The following is a 16,277-nucleotide window of genomic DNA, read 5'->3' on the forward strand; positions in this document are numbered from 1 at the left end:
GTCGTCGCAGGAGGGTGCGGGGAGAGCTCCCGGCTAGGTGAAGTCGGGGTCGTTCTCGCCCTGGCGCCGACCGGCCGTTCCGCCGATCTCGCTGACGCCGGCGTAGGGCTCGTGCCGCTTGCCGACGTGCGCCTCGCGGTGCAGGCGCTCGATCAGGTGCGGGTAGTGCGCCTCGAACGCCGGGCGCTCGGAGCGGATCCGCGGGATCGACAGGAAGTTGTGCCGCGGCGGCGGGGAGGACGTCGCCCACTCCAGCGAGTTCCCGTGGCCCCACGGGTCGTCGCGCAGCGCGAGCTTCCCGTACTTCCACGACTTGAACACGTTGTAGAGGAACGGGATGGTCGAGGCCCCGAGCACGAAGGACCCGATGGTCGAGAACGTGTTCAGGAAGGTGAAGCCGTCGCCGGGCTGGTAGTTCACGTACCGGCGCGGGAAGCCCTCGCCGCCGAGCCAGTGCTGCACCAGGAACGTGGCGTGGAAGCCGACGAAGGTCAGCCAGAAGTGCAGCTTGCCGATCCGCTCGTCCATCATCCGGCCGGCCATCTTGGGGAACCAGAAGTAGATGCCGGCGTAGGCGGCGAACACCACGGTGCCGAAGACGACGTAGTGGAAGTGGGCGACGACGAAGTAGCTGTCGTTGAGCTGCCAGTCCAGCGGCGGGCTGGCCAGCAGCACACCGGTGAGACCGCCCAGGAGGAAGGTGACCATGAAGCCCAGCGAGAACAGCATCGGCGTCTCGAAGGTCATCTGACCCCGCCACATGGTGCCGATCCAGTTGAAGAACTTGATGCCGGTCGGCACGGCGATCAGGTAGGTCGTGAAGGCGAAGAAGGGCAGCAGCACCGCGCCGGTGGCGTACATGTGGTGCGCCCAGACCGCCACCGAGAGGACGGCGATGAGCAGGGTCGCGCCCACCATGCCCTTGTAGCCGAACAGCGGCTTGCGGCTGAAGACCGGGATGATCTCGGTGACGATGCCGAAGAACGGCAGCGCGATGATGTAGACCTCGGGGTGGCCGAAGAACCAGAACAGGTGCTGCCACAGCATCGCCCCGCCGTTCTCGCGGGAGAAGATGAGCGAGCCGAGGTTGCGGTCGGCCAGCATGCCCATGATCGCCGCGGTCAGGATCGGGAACGCGAAGAGGACCAGCAGGCTGGTGACCAGCGTGTTCCAGGTGAAGATCGGCATCCGGAACAGGGTCATGCCGGGCGCGCGCAGGCAGACGATCGTGGCGATGAAGTTGACGCCACCGAGGATCGTGCCCAGACCGCTGACCGCGAGGCCCGAGAACCACAGGGTCGCGCCGGCGCCCGGGGAGTGGACCGCGTCGGAGAGCGGGGCGTAGGCGTACCAGCCGAAGTCAGCCGCGCCGCTGGGGGTCAGGAAGCCGGAGACCGCGATGGCCGAGCCGAGGAAGAACAGCCAGTACGACAGGGCGTTCAGCCGCGGGAAGGCGACGTCGGGCGCACCGATCTGCAGCGGCATGATCAGGTTCGCGAACGCGAAGAACAGCGGCGTCGCGAACATCAGCAGCATGATCGTGCCGTGCATCGTGACGAGCTGGTTGTACTGCTCGGGCGAGAGGTACTGCAGCCCCGGCTGCGCCAGCTCCCCACGCATCAGCATGGCCATCAGCCCGCCGATCATGAAGTAGGCGAACGAGGTGACCAGGTACATCAGGCCGATGGTCTTGTGGTCGGTGGTCCGCAGCAGGTTCGAGAGCCGCGAGCCCTTCTCGACCTCGCGAGCCGGGCTGGGCCGGCTCACGATCGGTGCTGGCGCGATCGTCACAGCGCGAGCTTAGACCGTGCCGCGGACGGACCTCGCGCCGACGCCGGGCCTCCAGGTCACGGTGCGGTCACGCCGCCCGCAGCCACGCGCCGACCTGCACCGCGACCGTCACCCGGACCGGCTCGGGCAGCCCGGCCAGGCCGGCCGCGAGGGCCTGCGGCGACAGGTGGCGCGCGTGCGGCCCCATCCCCACGAGGGTGGCCACGGCCGACCGCGGGAGGGCCAGCGTCTCCCGGTGCACGGTGCTCGTCCCCGGTTCCAGGTGCGGGGCGAGGGTGGCCGACAGCCGGGCGTCCTTGTCGGGGTCGACGCGCAGCAGGCCCAGCGGGCCGACCAGCTCGGCCAGGTGGTCCGGCGCGGGCGTGACCACCACCAGCCGGCCGCCCGGCCGCAGCACCCGCGCGGTCTCCGGGCCGTTGCGCGGCGCGAAGACGCCGAGCACCCGGTCGACGGCGGCGTCCCGGACCGGCAGCCGGGCCCAGGCGTCGGCCACGACGGCGAGCACCCGCGGCGAGACCGCGGCGGCCCGGCGCGCGGCGTAGCGGGAGGCGTCCAGGACGACACCGACGGCGCCGGGGAGCCGGTCGAGCACGGCGGCCAGGTGGTGGCCGGTGCCCCCACCGAGGTCGAGCAGGGCCGCGGGCCGGTCCCCCTCGAGCACGGCGTCGGCCAGCGCCCCGGTGACGCCGGCGAAGCCCCCCGAGCCGAGGAAGGCCACCCGGTCGGCGACCATCTGGGCGGAGTCGCCCGCGGCGGGTGCCCGGCCCGGCGGGAGCAGCGTGACGTGCCCCTGGCGGGCCCGGTCGAAGGCGTGCCCGGCGGCGCACCGCAGGCCCGTGTCGCCGTCGGCCGGCGCCAGCGGAGCGGTGCACACGGGGCAGGCGAGCAGGTCGACCGCGGCGGCGGGGAACGGCCGCCGTCCGCTCACCGGGGGACCCGGTGCAGTTCGACGTCGCGGAGGGCGCCGCCGTCGGCGACGGCGGTGAGGAAGGTGCAGTGCGGCTGGCGCCGGCGGTCGGTGGGCGAGCCGGGGTTGAGCAGCCGCAGCCCGGTGGGCGCGGTGGTGTCCCAGGGGATGTGGCTGTGCCCGAACACCAGGACGTCGGTGTCGGGGAAGCGCGCCGCGCACCGGGCCTCGCGCCCCTTGGCGTCGCCGGTCTCGTGGACGACGGCGAGCCGGACCCCCTCGACCTCGGTCCGGGCCACCTCGGGCAGCCGCTCGCGCAGCGGCCCGTGGTCGTTGTTGCCGTAGACCGCGAGCAGCCGCCGGGCCCGCCGCTCGAGCTCGTCGAGGAGCGCCACGTCGACCCAGTCGCCGGCGTGCACCACCAGGTCGGCGTCCTCGATCGCCTCCCACAGGACATGAGGTAGGTCACGCGCCCGCCTCGGGACGTGCGTGTCTGCCGTCACCACCAGCGAAATCGGCACGGGTCCATGGTCCCAGGCCGATACCTTGCCCAGCGGCCGACGACCTCGGCCTCCCCCTGAGCACCGCGAGGAAGCACTCCCATGTCCGACCCCACGTCCACGCCCGCCGCAGCGGAGACCCCGCCCGACGAGCCCTACGAGAAGCGCTGGCTGGCGCTGGGCGTCATCGCCCTCACCGTCCTGCTGGTCATCCTCGACGCCACGATCGTCAACATCGCGCTGCCCGCCGTCTCCGGTGACCTGGGGATCAGCGCCGCGAGCCAGCAGTGGATCGTCACCGCCTACACGCTGACCTTCGGCGGCTTCCTGCTGCTCGGTGGGCGCATCGCCGACTTCTGGGGCCGCAAGCGCACCTACCTCGTCGGCGCCGCCGGCTTCGCGGTCGCCTCCGCCCTGGGTGGTGTCGCCCAGAACGAGGGCATGCTCTTCGCCGCCCGGGCGCTGCAGGGCGCCTTCGGCGCGCTGCTGGCGCCCGCCTCGCTGGCCCTGATCACCGTCCTGTTCACCGACGCCCGCGAGCGGGCCAAGGCCTTCGCCGTCTACGGCGCCATCGCCGGTGGCGGCTCGGCCGTCGGCCTGCTGCTCGGCGGGGTGCTGACCGAGTACGCCGACTGGCGCTGGTGCTTCTGGGTGAACCTGCCCGTCGCCCTGGTCGCGGTGGTGCTGGCGATCCCGTTCGTCCCGGAGAGCCGGGCGCCGGGCGACACGCGGTACGACATCCCGGGCGCGGTGCTCATCACCCTGGGCCTGGCGTCGTTCGTGTACGGCTTCACGCGGGTCGCCGAGACGTCCCAGACCAACGCCGCGGAGGCCGCGGCGGCGAACGAGGCCGCGCAGGGCACCGGCGCCCCGATCGTCGTGCCCGACAGCGGGTGGACCGACGGCCTCGCCTGGCTGTTCATCGTGCTCGGCGTGGTCCTGGTCGTGGCGTTCGTGCTGTTCGAGCGGCGGGTGCGCAACCCCCTCATGCCGCTCCGGCTGGTGGCCGACCGCAACCGCGGCGGGGCGTACCTCACCGCCGGGCTGCTCGGTGCCGGCCTGCTCGGCGCGTTCTTCTTCCTGAGCCTCTACTTCCAGCAGGTGCTCGAGTACAAGCCCGTCCACGCGGGCCTGGCCTCGTTGCCGACCACGCTCGGCGTGCTGGTCGCCGCGGGCGCCGCCAGCGCGCTGGTCGTGAGGACCGGGCCCAAGCCCCTCATGGTCGCCGGCGGCCTGCTGGCCGCGGCCGGCCTGTTCCTGCTCAGCCTGGTCGACCTGGACACCGGCTTCTGGGCGCTGCCCTTCCCGGCACAGCTCCTCCTCGGCCTGGGCCTGGGCTTCACCATGGTGCCGCTGTCCAACCTGGCCCTCCTGGGTGCCGGCCAGCACGACGCCGGCGCCGCGAGCGCGCTGCTCAACGCCACCCAGCAGGTCGGGGCGTCGGTCGGCACCGCGCTGCTGGCCAGCCTCTCGGTCGGCGCCACGAGCGCGGCGCTGGCCGACCTCGTCGCCGACGGGGACCCGCAGGCGCCGATCGCGGCCCAGGTCGAGGGCTACACCACCGCCTTCACCTGGGCGTCGGTGCTGCTCCTGGCCGGCGCCGTGGTGTCCGCCGTCCTCATCAAGGCGACGAAGGAGGACCTGCCGGCCGAGGGCGCCGCGCCGGTCCACGTCGGCTGACCGGCGTCCACCCCCGCCGCAGCGCGTCCTCCCCCACCGTCCGCGGTGCGGGAGGGCGCGCTGCGACCGGGTCAGCCGGTCGTGGCCGCACCGGTCAGCGGTCGCCCGCGGCCAGGGTGCGCAGGCGGGCGTTGTAGGCCTCGAGCTCGGCGTCCTCGGTGCGGTCGGCCGCGCGGTCCTGCCGCCGGGCGCGGCGCTCCTCCGAGCGCATCCACGAGAACAGCACGACGGCGAGCACGAGCGCGGTCGGCAGCTCCCCGAAGGCCCAGGCGATGCCGCCGGCGACCCCCTGGTCCTCCAGCGGGTCGACCCCCCAGCCGGCCGGCGGCTCGGCGAAGCTGTCGACGACCAGCGAGGTCGCCATCATCACCGCGACGCCGAAGAAGGCGTGGAACGGCACGGGCGCCATCAGCTCGAGCATCCGGCCGCCGTGGCCGACCTGCCGGGGCCACGGGTCCTGGGCCAGCACCGGCCCGAAGAACAGCAGCCCGGTGACGACGAAGTGGGCGAGCATGAACTGGTGCCCGACGGGCGAGGACATCAGCGCGTCGAACACCGGCGTGAAGTAGATGCCGTAGAGGCTGGCGATGAACAGCGGCACGGTGAACAGCGGTGAGGCGACCGCCTGCGCGAGCCGGCTGTGCAGCCCGTTGAGCAGCAGCGCCCGCGGCACACCGGCCGCACCGGTGCCGCGGGGCAGGGTGCGCAGCGCCAGCGTCAGCGGCGCCGCCACCAGCAGGAGCAGCGGCGAGAGCATCGACAGCACCATGTGCTGGGTCATGTGGACGCTGAACAGCACCATGCTGTAGCCGTTGAACCAGGTGCCGGTCACGGCGAACAGCGAGAGGGTGCCGGCGACCCAGGCCGCCGTCCGCCACCACGGCCAGGCCACGCCGGTGCGGCGCAGGCGGACGACGCCGACCAGGTAGACGACCAGCCCGAGCAGGCTGAGCACCGGCAGCACCGACCAGGCGTCCAGGTGCGGCAGGAACAGCCGCCCCGGCGACGGCGGTTCGCCGGGCACCCACATGCCCGAGTGGTGCCCGTGGTCCACCGATGCCTCCTGTCGCTGCGACGTCCGGCACCCACTGTCCCACCAGCGGGGCGGGCCGCGACCGGCTAGTCGTGCACCGGCGCCTCGTGCGCGGCGTGCGTCGCGGCCTCGAGCTGGAAGGTGCAGTGGGCGACGTCGAAGCAGTCGCCGAGGCAGGCGCACAGCGCGTCGAGCACCCGGCCGCCGTGGCCGCCGTCCAGGGCCTCGTCGGTGACGACGACGTGCGCCGACAGCACCGGCAGCCCCGAGGTGATCGTCCAGGCGTGCAGGTCGTGCACCGCGAGGACGCCGTCGACCTCGAGGATGTGCGCGCGCACCTGGTCCAGGTCGACCCCGCGGGGCGCCGCCTCCAGCAGCACGTCGAGCGCCTCCCGCAGCAGCGACCACGCGCGCGGCAGGACCAGGCACCCGATGAGCAGGGACGCCACCGTGTCGGCCGGCGTCCAGCCGGTCAGGGCGATGACGACCGCGGCGACGATCACGGCCACCGAGCCCAGGGCGTCGGAGAGCACCTCCAGGTAGGCGCCGCGGACGTTCAGCGACTCCTCCCGGCCGCGGTGCAGCAGGGCGAGCCCGACCAGGTTGACGAGCAGGCCGGCGCCGGCGGCGAGCAGCATGACCGGCGCGTGCACCTCGGGCGGGTCGGAGACGCGGCGGACCGCCTCGACCACCACGTAGCCCCCGACGCCGAGCAGGAGCAGGCCGTTGGCCACGGCCGCGAGGATCTCGACGCGCTGCCAGCCGAAGGTGCGCCGGCCGCGCGGCGGCCGCTGCGCCAGCGAGACGGCGCCCAGCGCCAGCCCGATCCCGAGCGCGTCGGTGGCCATGTGCCCGGCGTCGGCCAGCAGGGCCAGCGAGCCCGACACCACGGCCCCGACGACCTCGGCACCGAGGACGGCGACGGTCAGCGCCAGCACCAGGGCCAGGCGGCGGCGCTGTCCGGCGGCGGCCGTGCCGTGGGAGTGGCCGTGGGAGTGGCCGTGCGAGTGCTCCGCACCCATCAGCGGCTCACCTCCCCGGGCCGTTCCACACCCGCGAGTGTGCCGCACCCGCGGCCCCGGTCCGGCCCCCGTGCAGGGACCCGCCGCGAGCTCGCGAGCGGTGGGGGGCACGGGGGTCCTTCATCAGATCTGGACGCCGCGCTCCCGCAGCCACGGGATCGGGTCGACCTTGGTGCCGTTCAGGCCACCCACGTGCACCTCGAAGTGCAGGTGCGGACCGGTGGACTGGCCGCGGTTGCCCAGCAGCGCGATCGTGTCGCCGGCGCGGACCACCTGCCCGGGCACGACGAGGATCTCCTCCATGTGCCCGTAGACGGTGACGTCGCCGTTCTCGTGCTGGATGTAGACGGCGTTGCCGTAGCCGCTGGCCGGGCCGGCCTCCAGGACGACGCCGTCCATCGCCGCGTACTCGGGCGTGTACATGGGCGCGGCCAGGTCGATGCCGGCGTGCATCGTGCCCCAGCGGGCCCCGAAGCCGCTGGTGAGCCGGGCGCCCTGGACGGGCAGGACGGCGTCGGGGCGCGCGGCCTCGGCGATCGCCAGGACGGTCAGCTGGTCGGCCTCGTACTGGGCGGTCGCGGCGGCGAAGCGCTCCATGTCGCGGCTGGTCCGGCTCGCGGCCAGCTCCGCGAGCTGGGCGGCCTCGACCCCCACCGGCGCGGGCGCCTGCAGGGCGGTGCCCTCGATGCCCAGGGCGCGGGCCACGCTCACCGACTCGCTGACCGGCGGCGCCGACGACGGCTCGGCCGCGGCCTCGGTCTCCCCGCCGGTGACCACGCCGAGGCCGGCGGCGGTGACCAGCGCGGCGGCCAGGTAGACGAACGGACGGCGGCGGACCAGGCCCGTGCGGCGCCGCCCGCGGCCGGCGGTGACCGGCGTCGCGCACCGCTCGGGGTCCTCGGCCCCGGCGTCGGCCCGGTCGGCGGTCCCGGGATCGGCCGGGTCGCCGGCGGCGGAGGTGGCGGCCTCGTCGGTGGCGCCGGTGATCACGAGCGGCGCGTGCACCTCGGGCGCGACCTCCTCGAGCCCGGCCAGGGCCGTGGCCTCCGCCTGCCCGGTGAGGTCGGCGAGGTCGGCGAGGTCCTCCGGCGCGGCGAGGTGGGTGTCGGCGTCGGCCGGGGCCGGACGGACGGTCCGCTCCGCCCGGGGACGACCGGCCCGCTTCCTCTCCCGTCGGGCCGCGTCCCCCGGGCGCTGCGCCGGGATGGTCGGTGGGACCTCCTCCTCCGCCGGTGCGGGGCGAGCCGGAGCCGCCTCCGCCGGGCCGTCGAGGGGGGTGCCGGAGCCCGGAGCGGGCACCGCCGCCTCGTCGAGGACGGGGTCGTGGTGGAGCTGGGACATGCACCTGACTTCCGCAGGGGACAAGGACGTGTTGCGTGTGGTCCGGGAAGAGGACGGGAGCCATGTAAACACGCCGTGACCGGTTCGTGATCTGTGAGGCGGGGTAGTACCCATTGGTTGTGTGGCGCAGGCCACTGAGCTGCACGGATGTCATTCAGCACTCCGTCGAACCGGTCTCACGCTGAGTGAGCGACGCGCCGGTTGAACGCTGAACGAGGCGCGATGAGCCTCACCACCGGGCAGAGGCCCCTGGTCGGACCCCTCCGACGACGAGTAATGAGGAGCTCCCCGCATGCGCGCAGTGACCTGGCACGGCCGAGCCGACGTCCGGGTGGACACGGTCCCCGACCCGACGATCCAGGAGCCGACCGACGTGGTCGTCGAGGTGACGTCCAGCGGCATCTGCGGCTCCGACCTCCACCTCATCGAGGTGATGGCGCCCTTCATGAGCGTCGGCGACGTCATGGGCCACGAGCCCATGGGGATCGTCCGCGAGGTCGGCCGGGACGTCACCGCGGTCAAGCCCGGTGACCGGGTCGTCGTCCCCTTCAACATCTCCTGCGGCACCTGCTGGATGTGCTCGCAGGGCCTGCAGTCGCAGTGCGAGACCACGCAGAACCGCGAGCAGGGCTTCGGCGCCTCGCTGTTCGGCTACACGAAGCTCTACGGGCAGGTGCCCGGCGGTCAGGCCGAGTACCTGCGGGTGCCGTTCGGCAACACGCTGCCGATCAAGGTGCCCGACGGCCTGCCCGACGACCGGTTCGTCTACCTCTCCGACGTCCTGCCCACCGCCTGGCAGGCGGTGCAGTACGCGGCGGTCCCGCCGGGCGGCACGCTGCTGGTGCTCGGGCTCGGGCCGATCGGCGACATGTGCACCCGGATCGCCCACCACCTGGGCATCGAGAAGGTGTACGCCTCGGACGTCGTCCCCGAGCGCATCACGCGGGCCACCCGCCGCGGCACGAACGTGATCCGCTCGACCGACCAGGCCGAGGTCGTCCAGGCGATCCGGGACGCGACCGACGGCCGCGGGGCCGACGCGGTCATCGACGCGGTCGGCATGGAGGCGCACGGCTCCCCGCTGGCGTCGATCGCGCAGAAGGCGACCGCGCTCGTGCCGGACGCCGTCATGGAGAAGGTCATGCAGGTGTTCGGCGTCGACCGGCTGGCCGCGCTCAACACCGCGATCGAGACGGTCCGCCGCGGCGGCACGATCTCACTGTCCGGCGTCTACGGCGGGGCGACCGACCCGCTGCCGCTCATGCGGATGTTCGACAAGCAGATCCAGCTGCGCATGGGCCAGGCCAACGTGTGGCGGTGGGTGCCCGACATCCTGCCGATCCTCACCGAGGGCGACCCGCTGGGCGTCGACGACTTCGCCACCCACCACGTGCCGCTCGAGCAGGCCCCGGAGGCCTACGCGAACTTCCGGGAGAAGAAGGACGGCGCGGTGAAGGTCCTGCTCACCCCCTGAGGGGACTTCCGCGCGCGAAACGCTCCCCGCACCGGGAGCGTTTCGCGCGCGGAGTGCTCAGGAGGGGACGGCGGCGTAGCGGGTGACCAGGAGGTCGACGCCGGCGTCGAGGGTGGCGCGGGTGGCCGGGGTGTCGCGGTCGACCAGCCACGTCGTCGTCGCGCCGTCGACCAGCGTGACCAGCAGCCGGGCCGGCTCGGCGACCGGCGCCCGCCACGCCGTCCCGGTCACCGCGGCGGCCCGCTCCAGCAGGGTGGCCGCCGCGACGGCGTAGGCGCGGTACTGCTCCCGGGCGACCGGACGCAGCGCGGGGTCGCGCACCGCGTGCAGGGTGAGCTCCAGCATCAGCTGCTCGGCGCCCGGGTCGGCCTCCAGGTGGGCCAGGTAGCCGCCGGCCGCGCCGCGCAGGCAGCCGGCCAGCCCGGCGGCGGCGTCCAGGGCGGCGGTCGCGGCGGCGAGCTCTCGGCCGACGACCCGGCGGACCAGCTCGGCGAGCAGCTCGTCGCGGGAGGCGAACGCGTAGTGGAAGCTCGCCAGCGACATGCCCGCCTCGGCGACCACCGCCCGGGTGGTGCCGGCGGCGAGCCCCTCGCGACCCATCACCCGCAGCGCCGCCTCGACCAGCGCCTCGCGGCGGTCCGCCACGGCCAGCCGCGGCACGTCAGGCCCGCCCGAGCACGCGGTCGAGGTGGGCGCTGCCGAGGACGCCGGCGGGGTCGAGGCGGTCGCGCAGGGCGGTGAACTCGGCGAAGCGCGGGTAGCGACCGGCGAGCGCCGCGGCGTCGAGGGAGTGCAGCTTGCCCCAGTGCGGCCGCCCGCCCACGGCGCCGGCGATCGCCTCGACGGCGTCGAAGTAGGGCCCCGGCTCGCTGCGCGCCGGCACGTGGACGGCGACGTAGGCGGTGTCGCGCCCGTACGCCGTCGACAGCGGGACGTCGTCGGCGGCGGCCACCCGCACCTCGACCGGGAACGGCACCCGCCAGTCGCTCGCGTCGACCGCGCGGCGCAGCTCCGCGAGCACCTCCGGCGCCGCCTCCCGGGGCACGGCGTACTCCATCTCGCGGAACCGGACGCGGCGGCGGGAGACGAACACCCGGTGCGCGACGTCGGTGTACGTGCGGGCCCCCAGCGCGCCGGCCGAGAACCGGGCCAGCGGGGCGACCAGCGCGGGCACCCGGCGGCCGGTGGCGACGACCGCCGCGAGCCCGGCGTTGGCCAGCACCTCGTCGTCCCAGAAGGCGCGGAGGCGGGGCAGCGGCGCCACCTCGGTCAGCGGCACGCGGGTGTTGCGCTTGGTGAGGCACCGGTCGGTGTGCGGGAACCAGTAGAACTCGACGTGGTCGGTGGACGTCATGAACTCGGCGAACCCGTCCAGCAGCTCCGGCAGCGCGGCCGGGCCCTCCTCGGCGCGCAGCGCGAAGGCCGGCACGGCCTGCAGCGTCACCGTGTCGAGGACGCCGAGCGCCCCGAGGGAGACCCGGGCGGCGGAGAAGACGTCGGGGTGCTGGTCGGCCGAGCAGCGCAGGACCGCGCCGCCGGGGGTGACCAGCGTCAGCCCGCGCAGCTGGGTGGCCAGGCCGCCGTGGGCCGCGCCGGTGCCGTGCGTCCCGGTCGACAGGGCGCCGGCGACGGTCTGCCGGTCGACGTCGCCGAGGTTGGTCAGCGCCCACCCGCGGGCGGCCAGCTCGGCGTTCAGCCGGTGCAGCGGCATCCCGGCCTGGACGGTGACCAGACCGGTCGCGTCGACGTCGAGCAGCTCCGCGTGCCGGTCGAGCGCCAGGCCGACGTCGTCGGGCCGCCCGACGGCGGTGAACGAGTGGCCGCTGCCCAGCGGGCGGACCCGCCGTCCGTCGGCGGCCGCGGTGGTCAGGGCCGCGGCGAGGGCGTCGGTCCCGGACGGGTGCAGCACGGTCACGCCGTCCGCCCGCTGGTTGCCCGCCCAGTTCCGCCACCGGCTGCTCACGGCGGCAGCGTACTGGGACACTTGACCCAGTTCGTCGCGGCGCAGCATGCTGCCGCACCGTGGACCGCCCCGACACCAGCGCCGACACCGCCCGGGCCCGGCTGGACGCGGCGACGGCCGACCTCGACCCGCCGCTGGCCGTGCTCGACCTCGACGCCCTCGACGCCAACGCCGCCGACCTGGTGCGCCGCGCGGCGGGCCGGCCGGTCCGGGTGGCGAGCAAGTCGGTGCGCTGCCGGCCGGTGCTGCGGCGGGTGCTCGCCCGGCCGGGGTTCGCCGGGGTGCTCGCGTACACGCTGGCCGAGGCGCTGTGGCTGGCCGGCGGGGACGACCCGGTGTCGCACGACGTCGTCGTCGGCTACCCGACCGCCGACCGCTCGGCCCTGCGCCGGCTGACCGCCGACCCGGCGCTGGCCGCCCGCGTGACGCTGATGGTCGACTCGGCCGACCACCTGGACCTCGTCGACGCGGTGGCCGCCCCCGCCGGGCGCCCCGAGGTGCGGGTCTGCCTCGACCTCGACGCGTCGCTGCGCGCCGCGGGCGGGCGGGTGCACGTCGGCGTCCGCCGGTCCCCGGTGCACACCCCGGAGCAGGCGGCGGCGCTCGCCCGCGCCGTCACCACGCGGCCGGGGTTCCGGCTGGTCGGGCTCATGTCCTACGAGGCGCAGGTCGCCGGGGTGCAGGACGCGCCGCCCGGGCGACCCCTGCGCGGGCTGGCCGTCCGCGGGGTGCAGGCGGTGTCCGTGCGCGAGCTCCGCGAGCGGCGCGCCGCCGCGGTCGCCGCGGTGCGCGCCGTCGCGCCGCTCGGGTTCGTCAACGGCGGGGGCACCGGCAGCCTGGAGACGACGGCGGCCGACCCCGCGGTGACCGAGGTGGCCGCCGGGTCGGGGCTGTACTCCCCCACCCTCTTCGACGGCTACCGCGCCTTCCGCGGCCGGCCTGCCGCGCTGTTCGCACTTCCGGTGACCCGCCGCCCGGCGCCGGGGACGGTCACGGTCGCCGGGGGCGGCTGGATCGCCTCGGGCCCACCCGGGCCCGACCGGCTGCCGGTCCCGGTGTACCCGCCCGGTCTGCGCACGATGGGGACCGAGGGCTCCGGCGAGGTGCAGACGCCGCTGCGCGGGGCGGCCGCCGACCGGCTGTCCGTCGGCGACCGGGTCTGGTTCCGGCACGCCAAGGCCGGGGAGCTCGCCGAGCACGTGGACGTCCTGCACACCCTCGCCGGCGGCGAGCTGACCGGCGCGTTCGCCACCTACCGCGGGGAGGGCCGCTCGTTCGGCTGACCCTCCTCCGCGGCGGGTCGTGCCACGATGGAGGGCGTGACCCGCCCGACCCCGCAGCGTGACGCCATCCGGATGCTGTTCGAGGACCTCGAGGGTTTCCACAGCGCCCAGGACGTCTACGCGAAGCTGCGCGCGTCCGGCGGCAAGGTGGGCCTCTCGACGGTCTACCGCGCGGTGCAGTCGCTGGCCGACGACGGCGAGCTCGACTCCATCCGCACCGACAGCGGCGAGGCGCTGTACCGCCGCTGCAGCAGCCAGCACCACCACCACCTGGTCTGCCGCTCGTGCGGCCGGACCGTCGAGGTGGCCGGCCCGGCCGTCGAGCGCTGGGCCGACGAGGTGGCCGGCGAGCACGGGTTCGCCGACGTCAGCCACACGCTGGAGATCTTCGGCACCTGCGCCGACTGCCGGACCGCCGCCGCGAGCTGAGGCTCAGGCCGCCCCGCCCGCCGGCCGCAGCAGCGGCGGCGGGCCGATCCCGGCGACGGCCTCCCGCAGGTCGGCGGGCACGTCGCGGCAGGGATCGGTGGTCGGCGCCGCGCCGGCGACCCACCGGGACAGCGCCGCCGCCCGCTGCGGCGCCTCGACCCCCGAGAGCCACAGCGCCGGCGAGGTCGCGCCGTCCGGGTCCCGGTGGGCCACCCCGGCCAGCGCGCCGAGGGAGCACCGGCCCAGACACCCGGCCGTGACGAGGACGGCGCCGCGGCTGCCGGCCACCGCCGCGGAGACGCCCGCCGGACCGTCGCCGCCGGCCAGCCGGTGCAGCGCCGCGCAGCGGTGCCCCTGGCACAGGACCACCAGCGGGCCGCCCGGGTCGGTCACGGCTCAGCCCCCGCTGCCGGGCCGGGACCGCCGGCCGTAGCGCTGCTCGAAGCGCTCGACCCGGCCGGCGGTGTCCAGCACCCGGCGGCTGCCGGTCCACAACGGGTGCGATGCAGCGGAGATGTCGACGACGACCAGGGGCAGGACCTCGCCGTCGATCTCGATCGTCCGGTTCGTGGGGACGGTCGACCGGGTGCGGTAGGTGGCGCCGCTCGCCGCGTCGCGGAAGACGACGGTGCGGTACTCGGGGTGGATGCCGGATCGCATCAGTTCTCCTCTCGGGTGGTGGCGTGCGAGCTCTCCTCGGCCGCCGGGGTCGAGGCCTCGCAGGGGTCGGCGTGCCAGTCGCCGAAGGGATCGGCCCACGTCGACCAGACCTCCTGACCGGCGGCCAGCTCCTCGTCGGTCAGCAGGGCCGCCTCCAGCGCCGCGGTGACGGCCATCGGCGGCCGGCGGTGGCTGAGGACGACGACGTCGACGTCGCGGTCGCCGTACAGCGGGTGCCAGCGCAGCGCGGCCGCCACCCGGCGCTCAGGGCTGACCCCGGCCCACAGCTGGTGGTCGTCGGGGTCGGCGGCCAGCCAGGGTCCGGCGTCGCCGATCCGCAACCCGCCGCCGGCCGACTCCAGCCACAGCGCCCGGTCGGGACGGGTGGCCAGCCACAGCCGCCCGCGGCTGCACACGACCCCGTCGAGCAGCACGTCGAGCGCGTCGTGCAGCCGCTCCGGGTGGAACGGCCGGTGCGCGGTCAGGTGGACCAGGGCGATCCCGGCGTCCTCCTCCAGCGGCGGCTCGCCGGCCAGCAGCGGGTCGTGCGCGCTGGGGACGCGGCCGCGCCGGGCGTCCGGCCCGACCGCGGCGAGCACCGCCTCGGGCCCGCGGACCCACCGGTCGACGTCGGCCCGCGGCACCCCGGGCACCAGGCGGTCCAGGACCGCGTCCAGCCGCGCGGCCTGCCAGCCGTCCCGCGGGCGGCCGGCCAGCACCACGGCGTCGGCGAACGCGACCTGACCGACGGCGACCTGGGCCAGGGTGCGCTCGTCGTCGGGGGTGGCGGCCAGCCCGCGGTCGGCGAGGTCGTCCTCCCCGGTGGCGTCGTCCAGCCAGGTCGCCGCGTCGACGACGGCGACGACGGCCTCGACCCGCACCGAGTCCCCGGCGGTCTCGACCGCTCCCTCGTCGAGGACCACCTCGTCCAGCGCCCAGCACAGGTGCTCCGGCTCCAGCGCCGGGTCCAGGTGGACGACGACCCGCGTGACGTCCACCCGCCGGGCCAGCGTGCGCAGCAGGGGCAGGAGGTCCAGCCGCAGCGTGCAGCTGACGCAGCCGTGGGCGAGCTCGAGCGCCTCCTGCGCGACGCGCGGCCCGCCGGGTCCGTGCTCGGTCACGGTGCGCAGCACGACGCCCGCGCCGAGGTCCCGGACGTCGTGGTGGACGACGACCGTCCCGGGCCGGGCGGTGCCGAGCGGCGCGGCCGCGGCGCCGGTCAGCGCGCGGTCGAGGCCGGTCACGAGCAGGACGGGGGTGCGCTGGTCCGTCGGCATGCCCCCACCCTAACCGGAATGGGAATCGTTCTCGCTAGGGTGGGCGGCACCTGATCCGAGGAGGACCCATGTCGACCTACTGCGAGGTGACCGGACGCCGGCCCGGCTTCGGCCGGTCGGTGAGCCACTCGCACCGGCGGACGCCGCGGCGTTTCGACCCCAATCTGCAGCACCGCCGGTTCTGGCTGCCCAGCGAGAACCGCTACGTGCGCCTGACCGTCTCGGCCAAGGGCATCAAGACCGTCGACGCCCAGGGCATCGAGGCGGTCGTCGCCCGCCTGCGGCGGACCGATCCCGCGGTGCGCCGGCGGCTCGGCGCGGGGCGGGGCGCCTGATGGCCAAGACGGCGGAGATCGCCGCCGACGCCCGCCGCCGCGTCGTGGTGGCCCGGTACGCCGAGCGGCGCGCGGCGCTGCGCGAGACCGCCCGCACCGCCGCCACCGAGGGCGAGCGGGCGGCCGCGCGCTCGGCACTGCAGCGACTGCCCCGCGACGCCAGCCCGACCCGGCTGCGCAACCGCGACGTCGTCGACGGCCGCCCGCGGGGGCACCTGCGCGACTTCGGCCTGTCGCGGGTGCGCTTCCGCGAGATGGCGCACCGCGGCGAGCTGCCCGGCATCCGGAAGTCGAGCTGGTGAGCCCGGCCCGCCGCCCGGCGAGCCGACGCCGGCGGGAGCTCGCGGAGCCGTTCGTCTGGCACGACGTCGCGGTGCTGCGCACGTTCGTGTCCGACCGCGGCGGGATCCGCTCCCGGCGGGTCACCGGCCTGTCGGTCCAGGAGCAGAGCCGGGTCTCGCGGGCGGTGAAGAGGGCGCGGGAGATGGCGCTGCTCCCGTACCCCACCGCCCGCCGCTGACGGGACACGGCGCCGCGGAGGCTCCGGAGCGCCGTCTGCTGTGGCATGGTCGGCCGCCGGAA

General features: G+C 75.5%; 18 protein-coding genes. 7 read left to right on the top strand and 11 right to left on the bottom strand.

The genetic code is table 11. The features are described from left to right. Positions 1-33 precede the first annotated feature (33 nt). The 3 genes from ctaD to ACI8AX_RS10090 form a co-directional block, all read right to left on the bottom strand. On the bottom strand, positions 34-1,791 hold the full coding sequence (gene ctaD / locus ACI8AX_RS10080) for an aa3-type cytochrome oxidase subunit I (RefSeq protein ID WP_456549668.1): 1,758 nt from the start codon (positions 1,789-1,791) through the stop codon (positions 34-36). A 67-nt stretch (positions 1,792-1,858) separates the two neighbouring features. After that, entirely contained in the window at positions 1,859-2,719 is an 861-nt protein-coding gene (locus tag ACI8AX_RS10085) for a putative RNA methyltransferase (protein ID WP_456549669.1), read from the bottom strand. Continuing rightward, positions 2,716-3,219, bottom strand: a complete 504-nt coding sequence (locus tag ACI8AX_RS10090) for a metallophosphoesterase family protein (protein ID WP_456549670.1) — start codon at positions 3,217-3,219, stop codon at positions 2,716-2,718. Before ACI8AX_RS10090 ends, ACI8AX_RS10085 begins: the two co-directional genes overlap by 4 nt. Positions 3,220-3,300: 81 nt before the next feature. Between ACI8AX_RS10090 and ACI8AX_RS10095 the strand changes: the two genes are divergently transcribed. After that, positions 3,301-4,878 (top strand): MFS transporter, encoded by a 1,578-nt coding sequence (locus ACI8AX_RS10095; RefSeq protein ID WP_456549671.1) that lies wholly within the window; start codon positions 3,301-3,303, stop codon positions 4,876-4,878. A gap of 94 nt (positions 4,879-4,972) precedes the next feature. On the opposite strand, the gene ACI8AX_RS10100 is transcribed toward ACI8AX_RS10095, so the two are convergent. From ACI8AX_RS10100 to ACI8AX_RS10110, 3 genes are all read right to left on the bottom strand, one after another. Then, positions 4,973-5,932, bottom strand: coding sequence for a cytochrome c oxidase assembly protein (locus ACI8AX_RS10100; protein ID WP_456549672.1), 960 nt, complete (start codon positions 5,930-5,932; stop codon positions 4,973-4,975). Positions 5,933-5,997: 65 nt separating this feature from the next. Further along, positions 5,998-6,933 carry a cation diffusion facilitator family transporter gene (locus tag ACI8AX_RS10105; protein WP_456549673.1) on the bottom strand — a complete coding sequence of 312 codons (936 nt, stop codon included), beginning with the start codon at positions 6,931-6,933 and terminating at the stop codon, positions 5,998-6,000. A 123-nt stretch (positions 6,934-7,056) separates the two neighbouring features. After that, positions 7,057-8,274 (bottom strand): peptidoglycan DD-metalloendopeptidase family protein, encoded by a 1,218-nt coding sequence (locus tag ACI8AX_RS10110; RefSeq protein WP_456549674.1) that lies wholly within the window; start codon positions 8,272-8,274, stop codon positions 7,057-7,059. Between the two features lie 292 nt (positions 8,275-8,566). On the opposite strand from ACI8AX_RS10110, the gene ACI8AX_RS10115 reads away from it, so the two are divergent. Beyond that, complete coding sequence (locus ACI8AX_RS10115) at positions 8,567-9,748, top strand: alcohol dehydrogenase catalytic domain-containing protein (RefSeq protein WP_456549675.1); 1,182 nt, start codon at positions 8,567-8,569, stop codon at positions 9,746-9,748. 57 nt (positions 9,749-9,805) lie between these two features. On the opposite strand, the gene ACI8AX_RS10120 is transcribed toward ACI8AX_RS10115, so the two are convergent. Continuing rightward, the gene (locus ACI8AX_RS10120) at positions 9,806-10,393 is read right to left on the bottom strand and encodes a TetR/AcrR family transcriptional regulator (RefSeq protein WP_456549676.1); all 588 of its coding nucleotides are present in this window, start codon (positions 10,391-10,393) and stop codon (positions 9,806-9,808) included. 16 nt (positions 10,394-10,409) lie between these two features. Further along, positions 10,410-11,711: a D-arabinono-1,4-lactone oxidase gene (locus tag ACI8AX_RS10125; RefSeq protein ID WP_456549677.1), complete on the bottom strand. Its 1,302-nt coding sequence runs from the start codon at positions 11,709-11,711 to the stop codon at positions 10,410-10,412. 59 nt (positions 11,712-11,770) lie between these two features. Between ACI8AX_RS10125 and ACI8AX_RS10130 the strand changes: the two genes are divergently transcribed. Then, positions 11,771-12,994 (top strand): amino acid deaminase/aldolase, encoded by a 1,224-nt coding sequence (locus tag ACI8AX_RS10130; RefSeq protein ID WP_456549678.1) that lies wholly within the window; start codon positions 11,771-11,773, stop codon positions 12,992-12,994. Positions 12,995-13,021: 27 nt separating this feature from the next. Further along, a complete protein-coding gene (locus ACI8AX_RS10135) occupies positions 13,022-13,423 on the top strand; it encodes a Fur family transcriptional regulator (RefSeq protein ID WP_456549679.1) in 402 nt (133 codons plus the stop codon). 3 nt (positions 13,424-13,426) lie between these two features. Here the strand turns inward: ACI8AX_RS10135 and ACI8AX_RS10140 are convergent, their stop codons facing one another. The 3 genes from ACI8AX_RS10140 to mrf are packed head-to-tail and all read right to left on the bottom strand — an operon-like array spanning position 13,427 to position 15,360. After that, positions 13,427-13,816 (bottom strand): hypothetical protein, encoded by a 390-nt coding sequence (locus ACI8AX_RS10140; RefSeq protein WP_456549680.1) that lies wholly within the window; start codon positions 13,814-13,816, stop codon positions 13,427-13,429. A gap of 3 nt (positions 13,817-13,819) precedes the next feature. Next, positions 13,820-14,083 carry a type B 50S ribosomal protein L31 gene (locus ACI8AX_RS10145; RefSeq protein ID WP_456549681.1) on the bottom strand — a complete coding sequence of 88 codons (264 nt, stop codon included), beginning with the start codon at positions 14,081-14,083 and terminating at the stop codon, positions 13,820-13,822. Further along, entirely contained in the window at positions 14,083-15,360 is a 1,278-nt protein-coding gene (gene mrf, locus ACI8AX_RS10150; RefSeq protein ID WP_456549682.1) for a ribosome hibernation factor-recruiting GTPase MRF, read from the bottom strand. The genes ACI8AX_RS10145 and mrf overlap by 1 nt, the downstream gene beginning before the upstream one ends. A 68-nt stretch (positions 15,361-15,428) precedes the next feature. On the opposite strand from mrf, the gene rpmB reads away from it, so the two are divergent. Genes rpmB through rpsR form a run of 3 tightly spaced genes read left to right on the top strand, consistent with a single transcriptional unit; the run spans position 15,429 to position 16,215 of the window. After that, positions 15,429-15,695 carry a 50S ribosomal protein L28 gene (rpmB, locus tag ACI8AX_RS10155; RefSeq protein WP_456549683.1) on the top strand — a complete coding sequence of 89 codons (267 nt, stop codon included), beginning with the start codon at positions 15,429-15,431 and terminating at the stop codon, positions 15,693-15,695. Next, complete coding sequence (gene rpsN, locus ACI8AX_RS10160; RefSeq protein ID WP_456549684.1) at positions 15,695-15,997, top strand: 30S ribosomal protein S14; 303 nt, start codon at positions 15,695-15,697, stop codon at positions 15,995-15,997. The genes rpmB and rpsN overlap by 1 nt, the downstream gene beginning before the upstream one ends. Beyond that, entirely contained in the window at positions 15,994-16,215 is a 222-nt protein-coding gene (rpsR, locus tag ACI8AX_RS10165) for a 30S ribosomal protein S18 (RefSeq protein WP_456549685.1), read from the top strand. Before rpsN ends, rpsR begins: the two co-directional genes overlap by 4 nt. The last annotated feature ends 62 nt before the right edge of the window (positions 16,216-16,277 follow it).

It is taken from the genome of Blastococcus sp. SYSU D00813, assembly GCF_054050735.1.

What these genes read in the sequence shown, in the direction of transcription:
- ACI8AX_RS10095 (WP_456549671.1), top strand. Translation starts at nt 3,301, where the DNA reads ATGTCCGACCCCACGTCCACGCCCGCCGCAGCGGAGACCCCGCCCGAC.
- ACI8AX_RS10105 (WP_456549673.1), bottom strand. Translation starts at nt 6,933, where the DNA reads ATGGGTGCGGAGCACTCGCACGGCCACTCCCACGGCCACTCCCACGGC.
- ACI8AX_RS10110 (WP_456549674.1), bottom strand. Translation starts at nt 8,274, where the DNA reads ATGTCCCAGCTCCACCACGACCCCGTCCTCGACGAGGCGGCGGTGCCC.
- ACI8AX_RS10115 (WP_456549675.1), top strand. Translation starts at nt 8,567, where the DNA reads ATGCGCGCAGTGACCTGGCACGGCCGAGCCGACGTCCGGGTGGACACG.
- ACI8AX_RS10135 (WP_456549679.1), top strand. Translation starts at nt 13,022, where the DNA reads ATGGAGGGCGTGACCCGCCCGACCCCGCAGCGTGACGCCATCCGGATG.
- ACI8AX_RS10145 (WP_456549681.1), bottom strand. Translation starts at nt 14,083, where the DNA reads ATGCGATCCGGCATCCACCCCGAGTACCGCACCGTCGTCTTCCGCGAC.
- mrf (WP_456549682.1), bottom strand. Translation starts at nt 15,360, where the DNA reads ATGCCGACGGACCAGCGCACCCCCGTCCTGCTCGTGACCGGCCTCGAC.
- rpmB (WP_456549683.1), top strand. Translation starts at nt 15,429, where the DNA reads ATGTCGACCTACTGCGAGGTGACCGGACGCCGGCCCGGCTTCGGCCGG.
- rpsN (WP_456549684.1), top strand. Translation starts at nt 15,695, where the DNA reads ATGGCCAAGACGGCGGAGATCGCCGCCGACGCCCGCCGCCGCGTCGTG.